Source organism: Neoroseomonas marina (assembly GCF_012927745.1).
Taxonomy (GTDB): Bacteria; Pseudomonadota; Alphaproteobacteria; order Acetobacterales; family Acetobacteraceae; genus Neoroseomonas; species Neoroseomonas marina.
Genome location: NZ_JABBKX010000008.1, coordinates 106,493 through 121,579 on the forward strand (window position 1 = coordinate 106,493; position 15,087 = coordinate 121,579).

Annotated in this window: 13 protein-coding genes and 1 tRNA gene; 10 read left to right on the top strand and 4 right to left on the bottom strand. The window is 67.9% G+C overall.

The genetic code is table 11. The features are described 5' to 3' along the window. The 4 genes from GWK16_RS19805 (at nt 1) to tcmP (ending at nt 2,059) form a co-directional block, all read left to right on the top strand. Entirely contained in the window at nt 1–183 is a 183-nt protein-coding gene (locus GWK16_RS19805; protein WP_170055696.1) for a DUF2256 domain-containing protein, read from the top strand. A gap of 19 nt (nt 184–202) precedes the next feature. Continuing rightward, nucleotides 203–278, top strand: a tRNA-Glu gene (locus GWK16_RS19810). An 86-nt stretch (nt 279–364) separates the two neighbouring features. Continuing rightward, nucleotides 365–1,084 carry a DUF6538 domain-containing protein gene (locus GWK16_RS19815; protein ID WP_170055697.1) on the top strand — a complete coding sequence of 240 codons (720 nt, stop codon included), beginning with the start codon at nt 365–367 and terminating at the stop codon, nt 1,082–1,084. A 90-nt stretch (nt 1,085–1,174) separates the two neighbouring features. Further along, entirely contained in the window at nt 1,175–2,059 is an 885-nt protein-coding gene (gene tcmP / locus GWK16_RS25905; protein ID WP_170055698.1) for a three-Cys-motif partner protein TcmP, read from the top strand. Here tcmP and GWK16_RS19825 read toward each other — a convergent pair. The 3 genes from GWK16_RS19825 to GWK16_RS19835 all read right to left on the bottom strand — a co-directional run bounded on the left by GWK16_RS19825 (nt 2,031) and on the right by GWK16_RS19835 (nt 6,044). After that, a complete protein-coding gene (locus GWK16_RS19825; protein WP_170055699.1) occupies nt 2,031–2,840 on the bottom strand; it encodes a DUF5131 family protein in 810 nt (269 codons plus the stop codon). The two genes, tcmP and GWK16_RS19825, sit on opposite strands and share 29 nt — an antisense overlap. A gap of 1,078 nt (nt 2,841–3,918) precedes the next feature. Beyond that, complete coding sequence (locus GWK16_RS19830) at nt 3,919–4,893, bottom strand: Bug family tripartite tricarboxylate transporter substrate binding protein (RefSeq protein WP_170055700.1); 975 nt, start codon at nt 4,891–4,893, stop codon at nt 3,919–3,921. Continuing rightward, nucleotides 4,890–6,044 carry a CaiB/BaiF CoA transferase family protein gene (locus tag GWK16_RS19835; protein WP_170055701.1) on the bottom strand — a complete coding sequence of 385 codons (1,155 nt, stop codon included), beginning with the start codon at nt 6,042–6,044 and terminating at the stop codon, nt 4,890–4,892. Before GWK16_RS19835 ends, GWK16_RS19830 begins: the two co-directional genes overlap by 4 nt. 100 nt (nt 6,045–6,144) lie before the next feature. Between GWK16_RS19835 and GWK16_RS19840 the strand changes: the two genes are divergently transcribed. From GWK16_RS19840 to GWK16_RS19865, 6 genes are all read left to right on the top strand, one after another. Next, nucleotides 6,145–7,113, top strand: a complete 969-nt coding sequence (locus GWK16_RS19840; protein WP_170055702.1) for a LysR family transcriptional regulator — start codon at nt 6,145–6,147, stop codon at nt 7,111–7,113. A 119-nt stretch (nt 7,114–7,232) separates the two neighbouring features. Beyond that, entirely contained in the window at nt 7,233–8,009 is a 777-nt protein-coding gene (locus GWK16_RS19845) for an enoyl-CoA hydratase (RefSeq protein ID WP_338144522.1), read from the top strand. A gap of 72 nt (nt 8,010–8,081) precedes the next feature. Further along, nucleotides 8,082–9,056 (top strand): Bug family tripartite tricarboxylate transporter substrate binding protein, encoded by a 975-nt coding sequence (locus GWK16_RS19850; protein WP_170055824.1) that lies wholly within the window; start codon nt 8,082–8,084, stop codon nt 9,054–9,056. Beyond that, nucleotides 9,053–9,544 (top strand): MaoC family dehydratase, encoded by a 492-nt coding sequence (locus GWK16_RS19855; RefSeq protein WP_170055703.1) that lies wholly within the window; start codon nt 9,053–9,055, stop codon nt 9,542–9,544. Before GWK16_RS19850 ends, GWK16_RS19855 begins: the two co-directional genes overlap by 4 nt. Nucleotides 9,545–10,368: 824 nt before the next feature. Further along, nucleotides 10,369–11,730: a Hint domain-containing protein gene (locus GWK16_RS19860; protein WP_170055704.1), complete on the top strand. Its 1,362-nt coding sequence runs from the start codon at nt 10,369–10,371 to the stop codon at nt 11,728–11,730. 156 nt (nt 11,731–11,886) lie between these two features. Continuing rightward, a complete protein-coding gene (locus GWK16_RS19865; protein ID WP_170055705.1) occupies nt 11,887–14,448 on the top strand; it encodes a glycosyltransferase in 2,562 nt (853 codons plus the stop codon). 207 nt (nt 14,449–14,655) lie between these two features. On the opposite strand, the gene GWK16_RS19870 is transcribed toward GWK16_RS19865, so the two are convergent. After that, nucleotides 14,656–15,075 carry a PilZ domain-containing protein gene (locus tag GWK16_RS19870; RefSeq protein ID WP_170055706.1) on the bottom strand — a complete coding sequence of 140 codons (420 nt, stop codon included), beginning with the start codon at nt 15,073–15,075 and terminating at the stop codon, nt 14,656–14,658. Nucleotides 15,076–15,087: the final 12 nt, after the last annotated feature.

Sequence of the window (15,087 nt, forward strand, 5' to 3'; positions counted from 1 at the left end):
ATGGTGCACCGCAAGCCGCATCTGCCGCAGAAGACCTGCGCTGCTTGCGGCCGGCCGTTTGCCTGGCGGCGCAAATGGGCGCGGGTGTGGGACGAGGTGCGCTTCTGTTCGGATGCGTGCCGCGATGGGCGACGTGCGGCGGCGCGCAGAAGGGTGCTTGATCAACCGGCCGGGGAAGGCTAGAAGCCCGCCCCTGGCCAGGGTCCCATTCGTCTAGAGGCCTAGGACACCGCCCTCTCACGGCGGCAACAGGGGTTCGAATCCCCTATGGGACGCCAACCAGCCCTCAAGGGCTTGATCGGCCAGGAAATCTAGGACATTCCAGGGCTTGAGCGCCGTCCGGTGATACAAACGGATGGTCCAAATGGTCCTGAGCATGGCCCGCCCCACGAAGCACCCGAAGTCCGGCGTCTACCGAGCACGCAAGGTCGTCCCTGAGGACCTTCGGGCGGTCATCGGGAAGCGGGAACTCATTGCCTCCCTGCGGACCAAGGACCCCTCCGAGGCGAAGGCTCGTCACTCGGCCGCGATGGCTGCTCTGGAGGCCCGCCTTGCCGGAGCGCGCGCCGAGGTCGCCAGGATAGTCACGCGCCTGACTGCGCGCCAGATCGCCGAGATCGCCGGGGAGGTCTACCACGCAGAGGTCCGCGCCGCCGAGGATGCTCCGGGTGCAGCAGCGGCGCGCGAGGCCGCCCGAGATGCGCTGATGGACCGCCTAGACGGGCATCATGGCGCCGATGAGCCGGACGAGCGCGAGTTTGTTCCCGGGCACGCCGAGATAGCCGAGGCTCGGGCTGTTCTCGCCACGCGCGGCATCGCGGCTGATGGCGACACCCTCCGCGACCTCGCATCGGCGATCTACTCCGCGCGCACCTACTCGGCCGACGTAGCGGTGCGCCGGGCGAAGGGCGATTGGCGGCCTGATCCTGACGCTGGACGGTTCCCTGCGCCGCCGACACAGGCCGAAACGCAGCGCCCCTCTCCGCGCGGTGCTTCGGGGATGGGTCCCCCCCGCAAGTCCCACCCCCGGGGGGTGTTCGGCGTCGTGCCGGAAGACCCGGGGGTGGTCTTCGGGTCCCTCTAGGCGGCTCCGAACCCGACAGGGGAGCCGCTGCCAATACTCTTTCATTTCAACTTGCTATCTAGTGACACCGTCAGCAAACGTGTGTCAGCCATGAGAATCGCTCAAGCATACGGATCGAAAAACACTACCATTAAGGCCGACGTTATCGAGAGATACGTCTCGACTTATGGGCGGGCTCTCAAAGAGAAGGGTCTCGTCCGATCGTATGTAGATGCGTTTGCAGGATCAGGTTGGCGCGATCTTGGAGGTGGTCAGTCGGAGCCGGGCGCTGCGATCCGGGTGCTTCAAGCCGAACAGCCGCTAGAGCGGTATGTCTTCGGTGATCTATTAAGACGAAACATCGCGTCGTTGCAGGAAGAAGTAGCCGCCATAACCGCCGCGCGGGAATCGCAAGGACTGCACACACCGCAGCCCGACTACTTTGTTGGTGACGCCAAGGAGTTGGTTGCTAGGGAGTGCGCGTGGGTGACGGCGCATCCGAGCCGACGCACGGTGATGTTCCTCGATCCATTCGGCATGCAAGTTCGTTGGGCGACTGTCGAGCAGATTGCTGCAACGGGGCGGTGTGACCTCTGGATGCTCGTGCCGACTGGGCAGGCTCTAATCCGCTGCATGCCCAAGAAGGGCGAAGCGCCCCCCGAGCACGCTAGCGCCATCGACGAGTATCTTGGTGGCCCGTCGTGGCAATCTGAGTTCTACAACGAGCGCGCAGCGAGCAGCGTCGGAGACCTCTTCGGTCAGACTTCGAAGGACCGAGAGTTGGTGACAGCCAATGACATCGCTCGATTCTTCATCGAGAGGCGCCTCAAGGCTGTATTCCGTGGAGGCGCACACCCAACTGGGCTACCGCTCTACCGGAGGGGAACAGAGGCGTTTCGCCTCGTCTTTGCATGCGCAAACCCTTCGAAGGCCGCGCACGGACTAGCGTTGCGGTTCGCCTCGGAGTTCATTCGGTGGGCGCAAACGCCTCGCTAGGCAGACCGTTCCAGATGCGGCCGTCGAGCCGCCGCCCCGCTACCGCCTTGCTGACTTTGGCGAGAGTGCCGCTCTTGCTCGGAGCCCAGTTGCCCCACTGTTTGAAGTGAAACGGCACGCCCGCTCTCTTGCAGTCATCGCGGAGCCCGCGAAACCAGGCCGGGTCGCTAGGACGCGCTCGGGCGCCACTTTCTCCGCCAGCGATCACCCATCCGATCTTGCCGCGCCCCGGCGCCGAGATCAGCCAGTCGCGAACGTCCAGGGCGCTCAGCAGCGGCTCGGCTGAGATGAAGTGCACGACGGATGGCGTGCCCAGGAGATGCGGCACGCGGCGCTGAGCCTCTGTTTGGTTCTCGGTGGTCGTCCCAAGCCAGACATTCGAATAGCCTCCGCCCCAGTCCTGCGGGAGATACCGTGCGATCAATTGGGGGCGCTTTGTGAGCAGTAGCCAATCCAGCGCTGGCGTTGCGCGGATTAGCTCCCAGAGCTTGCTCCGGTGTGCCACGACCTCGGCGCGGTTCTCGAACACATCGGCCATGCTCGCGCAGAAGACTCGCTTGCGCGCTCCCAACCGCACGGCTTCGGCGTTCCACCGAAGAGGTTCCCTCCAATGGGCCTCGCCGAAGAACCGGCGCGGTGCCCGAGCGCCCCAGATGCCAGCGGAGAACCGACGCGCAATGGCCTCCGCATAGCAGTTGTCGCACGCCGGAGAGACGCGCGCGCATCCCCACCAGGGGTTGAACGTGTGGTCCGTCCATTCGATACGGCTAAATTTTGCCATGGGATGAGCACTCTTTGTCCGAGTCGGGCCCTATCTGCATATTCCTCGCATAGAGATCGAACTGTGTCCGCTAAACCGTTCGCCGGGACCGGAGGCGCCCGCATGAGCCCTGCGCGGTAAGGTCGCGATTGGCGGATTGTGGTGATCCAGCAGGGTGATACAAATGACCTGTTGTTCGGCGCCCAAACCCCAGGAAAACCCTAGGACTCCGCCCATCCCCTATGGGACGCCAACCTTTCCACTAGGTTGGCTTTGCAACCCGGCCGATGTTCCAAGGTTTCTCCAAAGGCATCCCGACACGTGGTGGGATATCGCCGCGCTCAGAGCCTGATCCGCCGGACCGTGGATCTACGTCCTGGCTGACATGGGGTGCGTCCGCGGAGCTGTTGCGCCCGAATGCGGGTGAGTTGGGGCGGACCCTGGGGAACGGCCTTCCATATCCACGCGAAGGCCGCAACCGCGTGTCTCCAGCCTCCGGTGACTGGCGCGACGCGTCGGACCCTTCGCAGCCATGGCTGTCCGCGAGGGGGCGACCATTCGGGACCAGCCAACCAGAGGGCGAAGCCCGCGGGCGTGAGGCTCAGGCGGCGGCGGAGATCGGAACAACCTCGACGGCGCCGCGCGTCGCAATGAGCGCCTTGCCATCCGCCCGGACGGAGACGGGCACTCCCTTTTGAAGTTCGTGCTGGGGGCCGTGAACCTCGGACAGCTACGGGGCGGCATGCGCTCCAACGCGCGGCAAAGGGGCAGGAGAAGGCCTCTGGCGCGACAAGCGACAGGGGTGACGTCCCGTTATCAGGACCGCATCGCGGCGGCGACGGATCGGCCGCTGTTCATCGAAACGGCGCCCGAAGGCATCCGCGCGCATACCGTTACCGAACGGGAGTTCATCCGCGACGGAATTGCCGACGAGGTTCGCCGAGTCCTCTCAGCGCTCCTCCGGCGGACCGGCCGGGCGGTACGCGTTTGTCACGGAGATCGCGTGGGATCTATCGAATCCGGGACGCGGGATGACCTGTCCGCCCAAGCGAAACGGCCCCGATGCATCGCTTGGCGGGCGTCACCTCGGAAGGCCCCATCACCCGTCCGACCGCATCCCCGTATCGCGCAGGAACTGCCGCCAACGGGCGGTTTCCTGGTCCAGGAACTGTGGCAGCCGGTCCACCGGCGTGATGCAGGCCTCGGCGCCGCGCGCCTCCAGCCGCGCGATGTAGTCACGGTCCATGCTGATCTCGTGCATGGCTTGCCGCAGTCGCGTGAGCAGCGGGGCCGGCGTATGGAGGGGCGCATAGACGCAGAGCCAGAGCGAGAACTCGACATCCCGAATCCCGAGTTCTCCCAATGTCGGCACCTCGGGCAACACCGCGGACCGGCTTGCGGAGGACACCGCGAGAGCACGTACGGAACCACCTCGGATATGGCTGAGGGAGGTGGTTATGCTGTCGAAGAGGAAATCGATCTGCTCGCCGAGCAGCGCCGTCAGCGCCGTCGCACTGCCGGTGAAAGGCACCTGCAAGGCACGGAAGCCGGCACTGCGCTGGAACATCTCCGTCACCACGTGTGGTGAGGAACCCGGGCCGAAGGTGCCGAAGCTCAGCTCGTCCGTCCGCTGCCGGCCGCGTGCGATCAGCTTCGTGATATCCGCGATGTCCGTGCGCTTGGGGAGGACCACCAACACGTTCGGCAGCGCCGCCACCGTGCCCACCGCCGCCAGGTCCTTCGCCGGATCGACACGCGAACCGGGGATGAGGAGTGGCGTCATGGTATGCGTGCCGAGCGTACCGAGGACGAGGCTGTAGCCATCCGGCTCGGATGCCGCGACCTGCGCATGCCCGATGCTGCCGCCGGCGCCGACGCGGTTCTCGACCACGACGGGCTGGCCGAGCGCGTCCTTCAGCTTTTCCGCCACCATGCGGCCGATGAAATCGGCAGGCCCACCCGGGGCGAAAGGTGCGACCAGCCGCAGGGGACGCGTCGGCCAATCCTGCGCGTGGGCTGCTGGGGCCGCCAGGGTCGCAAGGCCGGCTGCAAGGGCAGTACGACGGGTGATCATGTCAGGGCGTCCTCCGGCTGTGAGCTCTTCACCGGAGCGAATTCCCGCCGGATGGGCTCATCATGTTCGCCCACCGACGGCACACGCCGGGCGGGGATCGTCGTGCCCGCAGGTGTTCCCGGCGGGACCAGCATCCTCAGGGGGCCTTCCGCGAGCATGACATCCATGAAGCGGGCCTGCGGATGCTCGGCGAGCTCGGGCAGCCCGTTCATCCGGGCATAGGCAATGCGACCCGCTTCGCAGCGCTGGATCAGCGTGTCGCGCGGCAGATCGCGGAAAATCGCCGTGATCTCTGAATCCAGCGTGGCGCGGTTCGCGGCGCGGAGCGTCGTGGTCGCGAAGCGCGCATCCTTCGCCATGCCCGGCCGCAGCAGCACCTCCGCGCAGAAGCGTTCCCATTCGCCTTCGTTCTGCACCGCGACGAACAGCGTGCCGTCGGCACAGCGATACGCGCCATAGGGCGTGATGGTCGGATGATGCAGGCCGGTCCGTTCCTGCGCATATCCGCCATAGGCCCACTGCAGGTACGGGACGTTCATCCAGTCGGCGATGCAATCGAACATGGAGATGCGGATCGGGCGGCCGCGTCCGGTGCGATGACGCGCGTGCAGCGCCTGCAGGATCGCCTGATAGGCATACATCCCGGTGGCGATGTCCACGATCGAGATGCCGACGCGTGCCTCCGCCTCGGCCGTGCCGGTGACGCTGCACAGGCCGGATTCCGCCTGGACCAGCAGGTCATAGGCCTTCATGTCGCGGTACGGCCCTTCGGCGCCGTAGCCGCTGATCGAACAGGTGACGAGGCGGGGATTGCGGCGGACCAGTTCCTCGTCACCGAGGCCATAGCGCTCGACGGCACCGGGGGAAAGGTTCTGGATGAATACATCCGCCCTCTCCAGCATGCGCAGCAGGAGGTCGCGGTCGGCGGCATCACGCAGCCCGACCGTCATCGCCTCCTTGCCATGGTTGAGCCAGGAGAAATAGGCGCTCTGGCCCAGCGCGTAGCGGTCGTACCGGCGGGCGAAGTCGCCCTCGCGCCGTTCGACCTTGATGACCCGCGCACCGGCCATCGCGAGACGGCATGACGCGAAAGGCGCGGCGATGGCCTGCTCCAGCGATACTACCAGAATGCCTTCGAGGTCGCCGGTCATGCGGAACTGCCCCTGTATCGCTGAGCTGACCGCGCGCTTGTGCAGAGGTGGTCTGGTTCCTACAAGGATCTTGAGGATATGGTGGCCATAGGAAATCACTATGAGTGGCCTCGATGCGCGGGCGCTCCGCTACTTCGTCGGTATCGTCACGGAAGGATCCATCACGCGGGCGGCGGAGCAGCTCAACGTCGCGCAACCGGCGCTCAGCCTGCAGGTGAAGAAGCTCGAAGCGGTGCTGGGGACGGAGCTCCTCCACCGGACGGCCCGCGGGGTCACGCCGACCGAGGCCGGGCTTCGGCTCCTGGACTACGCCAGGGACATCCTGAAGCTGATGGAGTCCGCGCGCGAGGAGTTGCGCAGCGCGGCCTCCGAACCGATTGGCGATGTCAGCCTCGGCCTGCCGCAATCCGTCTCGATGGTATTGACCGTACCCCTGGTGGAGACGGTGCTGGCGACCATGCCGAAGGTCCGTCTGCATGTGGTCGAAGCGATGACCGGCTACATTCCGGGTTGGCTGAGGTCAGGGCACCTCGATCTCGGGATGCTGTTCCGCAGCAGCGATGCGACGGGGCTTGTGACGCGGCGCTTCCTCGACGAAAGCCTGTATGTCGTCGGACCACCCGGTGCCTTCCCGGTCGCGGGGCGGAAGGGCGCGTACCGCTGCGGCAGCGTGCCCTTCTCGACCCTCGGCGGCCTGCCGCTGATAGCGCCCGGAAGGCCGCACGGGCTGCGGGACCTGGTGGATGAGGCAGCGCGCAGCCAGGGCGTCGAACTGCATCCGATCGTCGAGGTGGATGCCATCGCGCCGATGCTGGAGCTGACGGCGCGGGGTGTCGGCCATTGCGTGCTGTCATACGCCGTGGTGCGGGGCGCGATCGAGGAAGGGCGCGTGTCGGCCGCAAGGCTCGTCGATCCGCCGATCCGCCGTTCCATCTTCATCTGCCGCGCGGCCGATGCGCCGATCTCGCGTGCCTCGCGGGAAGTGGAGGCGCTGGCCTGCCGGTTGATGGCGGAACTGGTCACCAGTGGCCTGTGGTCCGCGGATCTTGCGGGCGATGCCACCCCATAGCGTCGGCTTATGACCGCCAGCTAAAGCCTGTCTTTGTCCTGCCCCGCCCCGCCGACGCATCCTGCCGGCCGATCCTTCCGGGAGACGAGCGTGTGATGGGGCAGGGCTATGACGGCCGCGTGGACGTGCGCATCGAGCAGCGCGGCGATCGTGGCGTGGTTGCGTATGTCACGATCGAGAACTCGGCCAAGCTCAACACACTGAACAGCGGCCTCATGAACGCGTTCGCGGAGACCATCCGTGACCTTGGCCGACGCCAGGACCTGCGCGTCGTTGTCGTCACCGGCGGCGGCGAGAAGGCGTTCATCGGTGGTGCGGACATCCGCGAACTGGCGGAACTCGATCCGATCGTCGGCAAGGCCTTCATCGAGAAGGTCCACACCAGCTGCCGCGTCCTGCGCGAACTGCCGGTCCCCGTGATCGGGCGCATCCAGGGCTACGCCCTCGGCGCGGGGCTCGAAGTGGCGGCGGCCTGCGACCTGCGGATCGCGGCGGACAAGGCCGTGTTCGGCATGCCGGAGGTGTGCATCGGCATTCCTTCCGTCGTCGAGGCCGCGCTGCTGCCCGGCCTGATCGGGTGGGGGCGTACCCGGCAGATGCTGATGCTGGGCGAGAACATCGGCGCGGCTGAGGCACTGGAATGGGGCCTCGTCGAGCGCGTGGTGCCGATGGCGGAACTGGATGCGGCGGTCGAGCAATGGGTCGCGAAGCTGGTTGCAAACGGCCAGAATGCCCTCACGGTCCAGAAGAAACTGATCCTGGATTGGGAGGTCCTGCCGATGGACCAGGCGATTGCCGCCGGCATTCCCGCGCTGGCCGGTTCCTTCACCAGTGACGAGCCGAAGGCCTTCATGAAGGCATTCCTCGAGCGGCCGCGACGGCGGGACGTGGCATAGTGTTCGTGCTGTGGCGTGGCGCGCCGCGGCCCGGTGGGGCGATCCAGGGGAACTGAAGACGTGCAAAGCGTGATGTTCGAACGCCGGAGGCTCGCCATTGCCGGCGCCGCATTGGTGACGGCAGCGGCGCGGCCCGCGCTGGCGCAGGACGCCTCGGCCGCACCGCTGCGCATCGTCGTTCCCTACTCGGCCGGGGGACCGACGGACGTGCAGGCGCGTGTGCTCGCCGGACATCTCGAGCGGGTTCTCGGGCGGCCCGTCGTCGTCGAGAACCGCACCGGTGCAGGCGTCCTGGTCGGCACGGAGGCGGTGGCGAAGGCGCGACCGGACGGGCAGACGCTGCTGCTGACCACCGTCGCCCATGCCGTGAATCCAAGCCTGCTGCCACGCTTGCCCTACGATACCGAGCGCGATTTCGCGCCGGTCGCGCTCGTCGCCACTGTGCCGCTGGTGATCCTGGTCCGCCCGGATCTGCCGGCACCGGACGGGCGCGCGTTCCTGGCCTGGCTGCGCGCGCAGCGCGGGCGGGCGACCTACGGATCGGCAGGCGTCGGCAGTGCGCCGCATATCGGCACCGCCCTGCTGCTGATGATGGCCAATGCGCAGGCCGAGCACGTTCCCTATCGCGGCACCGCACCGGCCATGACGGACCTCGCTGCGGGACGCATCGACTTCTATCTCGACGCGGTCGCGACAGGCATTGCCCAGGCGCAGGGCGGCAGCGTGCGGGCACTCGCCGTCACCTCCGCATCGCGCAGCGGGGCCGCGCCCGAGATGCCGACGCTCGCGGAGCAGGGCCTGCCTGGCTACGAGGCCTACACCTGGAGTGGCATCTTCGCGCCGGCCGGCACGCCGCCCGACACGGTGGCGCGGCTCAACGCCGCGGTCAGGGAAGCCGTGGCCGACCCGGCGCTGCGTCGCCGCTTCGCGGAGATCGGCGCCGAGCTCGCCGCGCCGGCGGCACCCGAGGCGCTCGGCACCTTCGTGCGCGCCGAGATCGCGAAATGGTCGCAGGTGGTCGCCTCGTCCGGGATGAGGGCGGAATGAGCGCTTCGCCCTTCGACCCACGCAGCCATCGGCTGGTTCCCGAACAGCGGTGGTTCGAGGATTTCCGCATCGGGGAGCGCTTCTCGCTCCCCAGCCGGACCATGACCGACGCGATTTTCCTCGCCTTCCAGGCGGCATCCGGCGACAACCACCCGGTGCATTACGACGTGGAGTATTGCCGCGCGCACGGCATGCCGCACATGCTGGCGCACGGGTTCCAGGTGGTGATCCAGACGGCCGCCGGTGCTGGCCTCTTCCCGCATCTCGTCGAGGATTCGCTCAAGGCGTTCCTCGAGCAATCCAGCCGCTTCCTGCTTCCGGTCTTCGTCGGCGACACGCTGTATCCGGCGCTGGAGGTGGACGAGCTGTCGCCGAATCGCAGTTCCGGCGTGGTCGGGCTGCGCAGCACCGTTCACAACCAGCGCGGCGAGCTCGTGCTGGAGGGCCGACATCGGTACCTGCTGCGGAAGCGCGCCGGCAGCGCCTGACGGCCGCGGGCGGTCCGATCCTTGCGGCACGGCGCAGCGACGACGCCGCGTACGTCACGGGCCAGCATCTGTCCGTCAACGGCGGATTCGTGATCTCGCTACGGGGTCGCGACCCCATCAGGTCGACCAGGAGATGAGGGCGACGTTGCGCGTCGTCCTGGCTGGCGTCGCAGGGATGCGGGTTCCGTCGCAGCCTTGATGGCCCAGGAAGGCGCGGCAGGGCGGCGCGACGGCAATATCGGCGATGCTGCCAGGGGCTGATCAGGACGGCGCGCGGCCGCCCCTGCCCATCGGCTATGGCGTGGATCCTTATCGAGCGGTCCCCGCGCGAGCGGCGCTGCCCCGGCCTGCGGCGCCACTCCTTCCGGCGCCCCGCACTGATTCGGAGGCCGCCGCGGCCCCATCGCCGCCCACGCCCCATCGTCCCGCCAGGACTCTGCCGCCATCGTTTCCATCCAACCCGGTACCGCCTGGATCGGATCTCGACCCTGGTCCGTCGTCAGCGCCAGTCACGCGGCTCCGGCCGCGCGATCGCGGTGCACAAAATCACACAAATCAATCCGCACCTCCGGCCTCGATCGTCATAGAGATGGCCAACGCGAATGGAGTTCCACTCGCATGAAGTCGCGATAACGCCGCGTATTACTGAATAGGCGATAAAAAATAAACGCTGCACAACTGCAGGTTTATAAATGCCATGAGGCGATGATGCGTGCCTGGTACTCGGCGGCGCAGGATGGAAGGCGCGCTCCGACTTTCGGTGCAACCGGCAACCGTCGTGGCGCGGCCGTCTTCGGCTCCCGCGACGCTCAGGAGGCAAAACGATGAGTGACAGCACGATTATCCTCGGCACGCCCGGGAACGACACGATCCCCGGCTCCGCCGATACCGATGTCATCCTCGCAGGGCGCGGGGACGACGTTGTCTCGGCGGGCGCCGGCGCTGACGTCATCATCCCCGGCTCCGGTTCCGATGCGATCGACGGGGGCGCCGGCGAGGACACTCTGGTCCTGCAGGGTGACCTGAATCGCTACACCTTCACCCGCAACGACGACGGCTCCGTCACGGTGGATGCGAAAGGCAACTCCGACATCCAGGGGACCAAGACCGTCACGAATGTGGAGTTCGTGAGTTCCACCTCCGGCGATATCGTCGACATCTCGACCGTCGCCCCGTGCTTCGCGCTCGGCACCCTGATCGGGACGCCCGGCGGGCCGGTGGCGGTCGAGGCTTTGGCGGAAGGCGATCTGGTGACGCGCGCGACGGGTCAGCCCGGCCGCGTCGTGTGGGTCGGGCGCCGCACCGTCGACATCGAGCGTCATCGCTGGCCGGACCTCGTGCGCCCCGTCCGCATCCGTGCCGGAGCCCTGGCGGACGGCGTGCCCTCGCGCGACCTGTTCCTGTCGCCGGAGCATGGATTGCTCATCGACGGCGCCCTGGTGCCGGCGGGCTCGCTGGTGAACGGCCGTACCGTCGTGCAGGAAGGGGGCATCCGCTTCGTGACCTACTTCCACATCGAACTGGAAGCGCACGACATCCTCCTCGCCGAGGATACGCCGGTCGAATCCTACCTCGACGTCGGCAACCGCTTCATGTTCGAAGGCAGCCCGGTCGTCGCGATGGAGCCGCGCTTCGATGCACCCGCCGGCAAGGACTTTGCCTGGTGCGCGCCCCGCATCGAAGGCGGAGAAGCGCTTGCCGCGATCCGCACCCGGCTCATGGCGAAGGCCGATGCCTTCGGCTTCCGCGCGACCGCCGCTGCGGCGCTGCACCTGTCTGCGGATGGGCAGGTGATCGCCGGACGGCCGCTGGGCAACGACACCTGGCGTTTCGAGCTTCCGGCCCGCGTCGCGGATGTCCGCATCCGGTCGCGGAGCGCCTGTCCGGCGGCCGACAGCAATGCGTGGGAAGGCGACCGGCGGCAGCTCGGCGTGGCGGTGCGGCGCATCACCCTCCGTGCTGCGGCGGGCCAGGACATCGCGGTCGCGATGGATGATCCGTCGCTGTCGCGTGGCTTCCATCCTGTGGAAGACCAGGGTGGCGCCGTATTCCGCTGGACGGACGGGAATGCCCTGCTGCCCGCGGGCCTGATGTCCCGCCTCGAGGGGCCGGCGGTGCTGGAGATCCAGCTCTGCGGCACCCTGCGCTACTGGGAACCCCTGGCCGCCGAACGACGCGCAGCATAGCGGCGACGGCGATGGGCGCGCGACCCACCAACCTGTCGCGAGCCCATCGTCCGTGTCCGGCCTGGCCGGCCGGTCCATTCTTCGGGGCAGGGATGCGTCTCACTCGCGGTGCGAGTTGATGTCCGGCGCTCTCCGCCCTCAGCGCGGAGACATGCCTTGGACGATGCCCACGCCCTGAGCGCGCTGCCGCACGCGGAGGACCCCACCCTGGCGGCAACCACCGGCCTTGCGCCAACGGCCACGGCCGGCGAGCCGAGAGGTCGGGCCGAGCGTATCGAAGGCGACTACCTGACCGGCTGGGCGTGGATTCCCGCCAGGCCCGACGAGATCGTCCATGTCGAGGTCTTCGTCGGGGAGACGATGGTGGCGCGCATCGCTGCCGACGCCTTCCGCAAGGATCTGCTCGATGCCGGCATCGGGGATGGCCGCCACGGCTTCATGCTCGGCGGCGTGTCGGCGCTGATCAACGCGCCGCGCGAGCTGGTCAGCATCCGGTTCGCCGATGGCGGCGGCGATCTTCCCAACTCCCCGCGCTGGGTCCAGCGGCGGGGTGGCGATCTGGACGCCGCCACCACCGCCTTCATCCGGACCGTGATCTCCGACACGGTCGCGGCCGCCGCGGCGCCAGCCGAGCTCGATCCTGCCTGCGCCCTGCTGACCGGCCTCCTTGCCGAGGTCATGGACGCGCGCACGGCGTTGTCCGCGGCAACCGGCCTGCCGGCGCCATCGCGCCTCGACCAACTCGCCGCAGGTCAGGCGCACGGCATGCTGCGGGAGCTGGCGCAGACCTTGCGCGGCCAGTACGCGCCATTGTCGCTGCCGGACGCGGACGAGCCATTGGTGTCCGTGATCATCCCCGTCCACAATAACTTCGACTTCACCTACCGTTGCCTCGAATCCATCATCGAGGAAGGCGCCGCGGCGCCCTTCGAGGTGATCCTCGTCGACGACGCGTCGACCGACGCAACGGTCCTCGCCGAGTTCGTCGTCAGCGGCGCGTTCAGGGTCGTGCGCAACGCCTCCAATCTCGGCTTCCTGCGGTCGGCCAATGCCGGGGCGCGTGCGGCACGTGGAGAGCTCCTCTTCTTCCTCAACAACGATACCCGCGTGACCGAATCCTGGCTCGACGAGCTGGTACGCTGCTTCGAGCTCCACCCCGACATCGGCATCGCGGGATCGAAGCTGATCTATCCCGACGGATCCCTGCAGGAGGCGGGCGGAACCGTCTGGCGCCTGGGGGATGCCGCCAACTGGGGCCACGGCGCCGATCCGGCGCTGCCGCGCTACTGCTACCTGCGGGATACCGACTATGTCTCGGGCGCCGCGCTCATGATCCGCCGTTCCCGGTTCGAAGCCCTCGGCGGCTTCGACGAGCGATTCGCGCCGGCCTACTACGAGGATACCGATCTCTGCTTCCAGGTGCGGGAAGCAGGCCACCGGGTGGTCGTGCAGCCGCTGTCCCGCATCGTGCATCACGGCGGCGCCACGTGCGGCCAGTCTGCCGACGGCCCCGGCGCGAAGCGGTACCAGCGCATCAACCAGCGGAAGTTTCGCCAGAAGTGGGAGAAGGTGCTGGCGCGGCACGGCTTCGCCAATCACCAGCCCGAGTATGAGGCCGAGCACGCGGTGAAGCGGCGGGCCCTCTTCATCGATGAGACGGTTCCCACGCCGGATCGCGACGCCGGGTCCTGCGCCGCGCTCGCGCATATGCGGCTGCTCGTCGCTCTCGGCTACAAGGTGACCTTCCTTCCCGCGAGCAACATGGCGCGGATCGATCCGTACACGGCCGCGCTGCAGCGTCTCGGCATCGAGTGTCTCTACGCGCCCTACTACCAGTCCACGGAGGATGCCTTCCGCGCGATGCGCTTCCCGCCGGACCTCGTCTACCTGCATCGGCATGCCAACGCGTCGAAGTACATGGGGCTGGTGCGGCACCATTTTCCCGGCGCGCGCATCGTCTACAGCGTCGCCGACCTGCATTTCCTCCGTACCCGCCGGCAGGCCGAGATCGAGGCCGATGAGGCAGTGGCGGCCCGTGCGGCCGCGCTCGAGACCTCCGAGCTCCATGCCGTGGGCGCGGCGGACCGGGTGATCGTGCATTCCCTGGAAGAGGAACGCCTGCTGCGCGACCGCGTCCCCGGCGCCGCGGTGTCCGTGGTCGCCTGGCCCGTCGACACCGTGGCGCTGCAGACGCCACTTGCCGAGCGCAGCGGCGTCGCCTTCGTGGGCGGCTATGCCCATGTGCCGAATGTCGACGCGGCGCGGCATCTCGTCTCCGCCGTCATGCCCCTCGCACGAGAGACGCTGCCGGAGCTCTGGACCTTCCTCGTCGGCAGCAATGTTCCCCCAGCGGTGGCGGCGTTGGCTGGCCCCGGCGTCGAGGTGGTCGGCTATGTGCCGGACCTGCGCGACATCTTCTCGCGGGTCCGCTGCACCGTCGCGCCGCTGCGCTACGGTGCCGGGATCAAGGGCAAGGTGCTCATGAGCCTCGCCCACGGGGTGCCCTGCGTCATGTCCCCGATCGCAGCGGAAGGGATCGACCTGCCCGAGGCGCTGCTCTGGCTTGTCGCTGATTCCGACGCGGCGATGGCGGAGAAGATCGTGGCGTTGCACGAAGACGACGCGCTGGCTGCCAGCCTCGCCGATGCCGCGCGCTCCTTCGTCGAGGCGCGGTTCAGCGAGGTGGCCGTCCTGCGCGACCTCGCGGCGGCTCTCTGAAGGAGGCGCCGGTCGAAACGGCCAGTTCCGACCGGTATCCGCCGCGCGGACAATCGACGGCGTCGCCGTCGCCCATCCCGCCGCAGTGTCTCACGATGTCGTGCCGGCCGAGCCTGGACCCTCCGCAGGAGCGGCGGCGCGGTCTCCGTCATGCGCGGCGCCCGCGTGGTGTCTCCGCTTCGCCGCCCCAGGCGACGGAAGAGGTCCCTACCCGGAATGCGCCGTGGTCGGCTGGTCGGACCCGAGCACGCCTCGCAGCGCCGACTGCCAGAGATCCTTGCCCGGCCCGTCCTCGATCGAGACATGGACGCCGAGAAGGCTGATGCCGCGGACACGGGCCGGAATGGGCTGATCCGGCAAGCGGTCCAGGCACAGGCGCAGGATGTCCCCGACGATGACGTGCCGCACGCCGTGCAGCATCGCTCCGCTCGATGAAACGTCGCCCACCGGCACTCGCTGGACATGCATGCCGAACAGGACCTCGCAGTCCTCGTTCAGGGGGAAGCGCGGCGCGTCGCGCCGCTCATCGAGCCCATCGGCGATGGCCTCGACAGACGTCTGCGGGTCGAGGGAGCGGTGACCCCACAACACGACGCCCGCATCTTCCCGCGGTTCTTCGGCGGCCATTCATCCTCCGGC

Bases quoted from the DNA above. Each gene is read 5' to 3' on its own strand.
- GWK16_RS19835 (WP_170055701.1), bottom strand. From the start codon at position 6,044: ATGACCGGCGACCTCGAAGGCATTCTGGTAGTATCGCTGGAGCAGGCC.
- GWK16_RS19805 (WP_170055696.1), top strand. From the start codon at position 1: ATGGTGCACCGCAAGCCGCATCTGCCGCAGAAGACCTGCGCTGCTTGC.
- GWK16_RS19855 (WP_170055703.1), top strand. From the start codon at position 9,053: ATGAGCGCTTCGCCCTTCGACCCACGCAGCCATCGGCTGGTTCCCGAA.
- GWK16_RS19815 (WP_170055697.1), top strand. From the start codon at position 365: ATGGTCCTGAGCATGGCCCGCCCCACGAAGCACCCGAAGTCCGGCGTC.
- GWK16_RS19850 (WP_170055824.1), top strand. From the start codon at position 8,082: ATGTTCGAACGCCGGAGGCTCGCCATTGCCGGCGCCGCATTGGTGACG.
- GWK16_RS19870 (WP_170055706.1), bottom strand. From the start codon at position 15,075: ATGGCCGCCGAAGAACCGCGGGAAGATGCGGGCGTCGTGTTGTGGGGT.
- GWK16_RS19860 (WP_170055704.1), top strand. From the start codon at position 10,369: ATGAGTGACAGCACGATTATCCTCGGCACGCCCGGGAACGACACGATC.
- GWK16_RS19825 (WP_170055699.1), bottom strand. From the start codon at position 2,840: ATGGCAAAATTTAGCCGTATCGAATGGACGGACCACACGTTCAACCCC.
- GWK16_RS19840 (WP_170055702.1), top strand. From the start codon at position 6,145: ATGAGTGGCCTCGATGCGCGGGCGCTCCGCTACTTCGTCGGTATCGTC.
- tcmP (WP_170055698.1), top strand. From the start codon at position 1,175: ATGAGAATCGCTCAAGCATACGGATCGAAAAACACTACCATTAAGGCC.
- GWK16_RS19830 (WP_170055700.1), bottom strand. From the start codon at position 4,893: ATGATCACCCGTCGTACTGCCCTTGCAGCCGGCCTTGCGACCCTGGCG.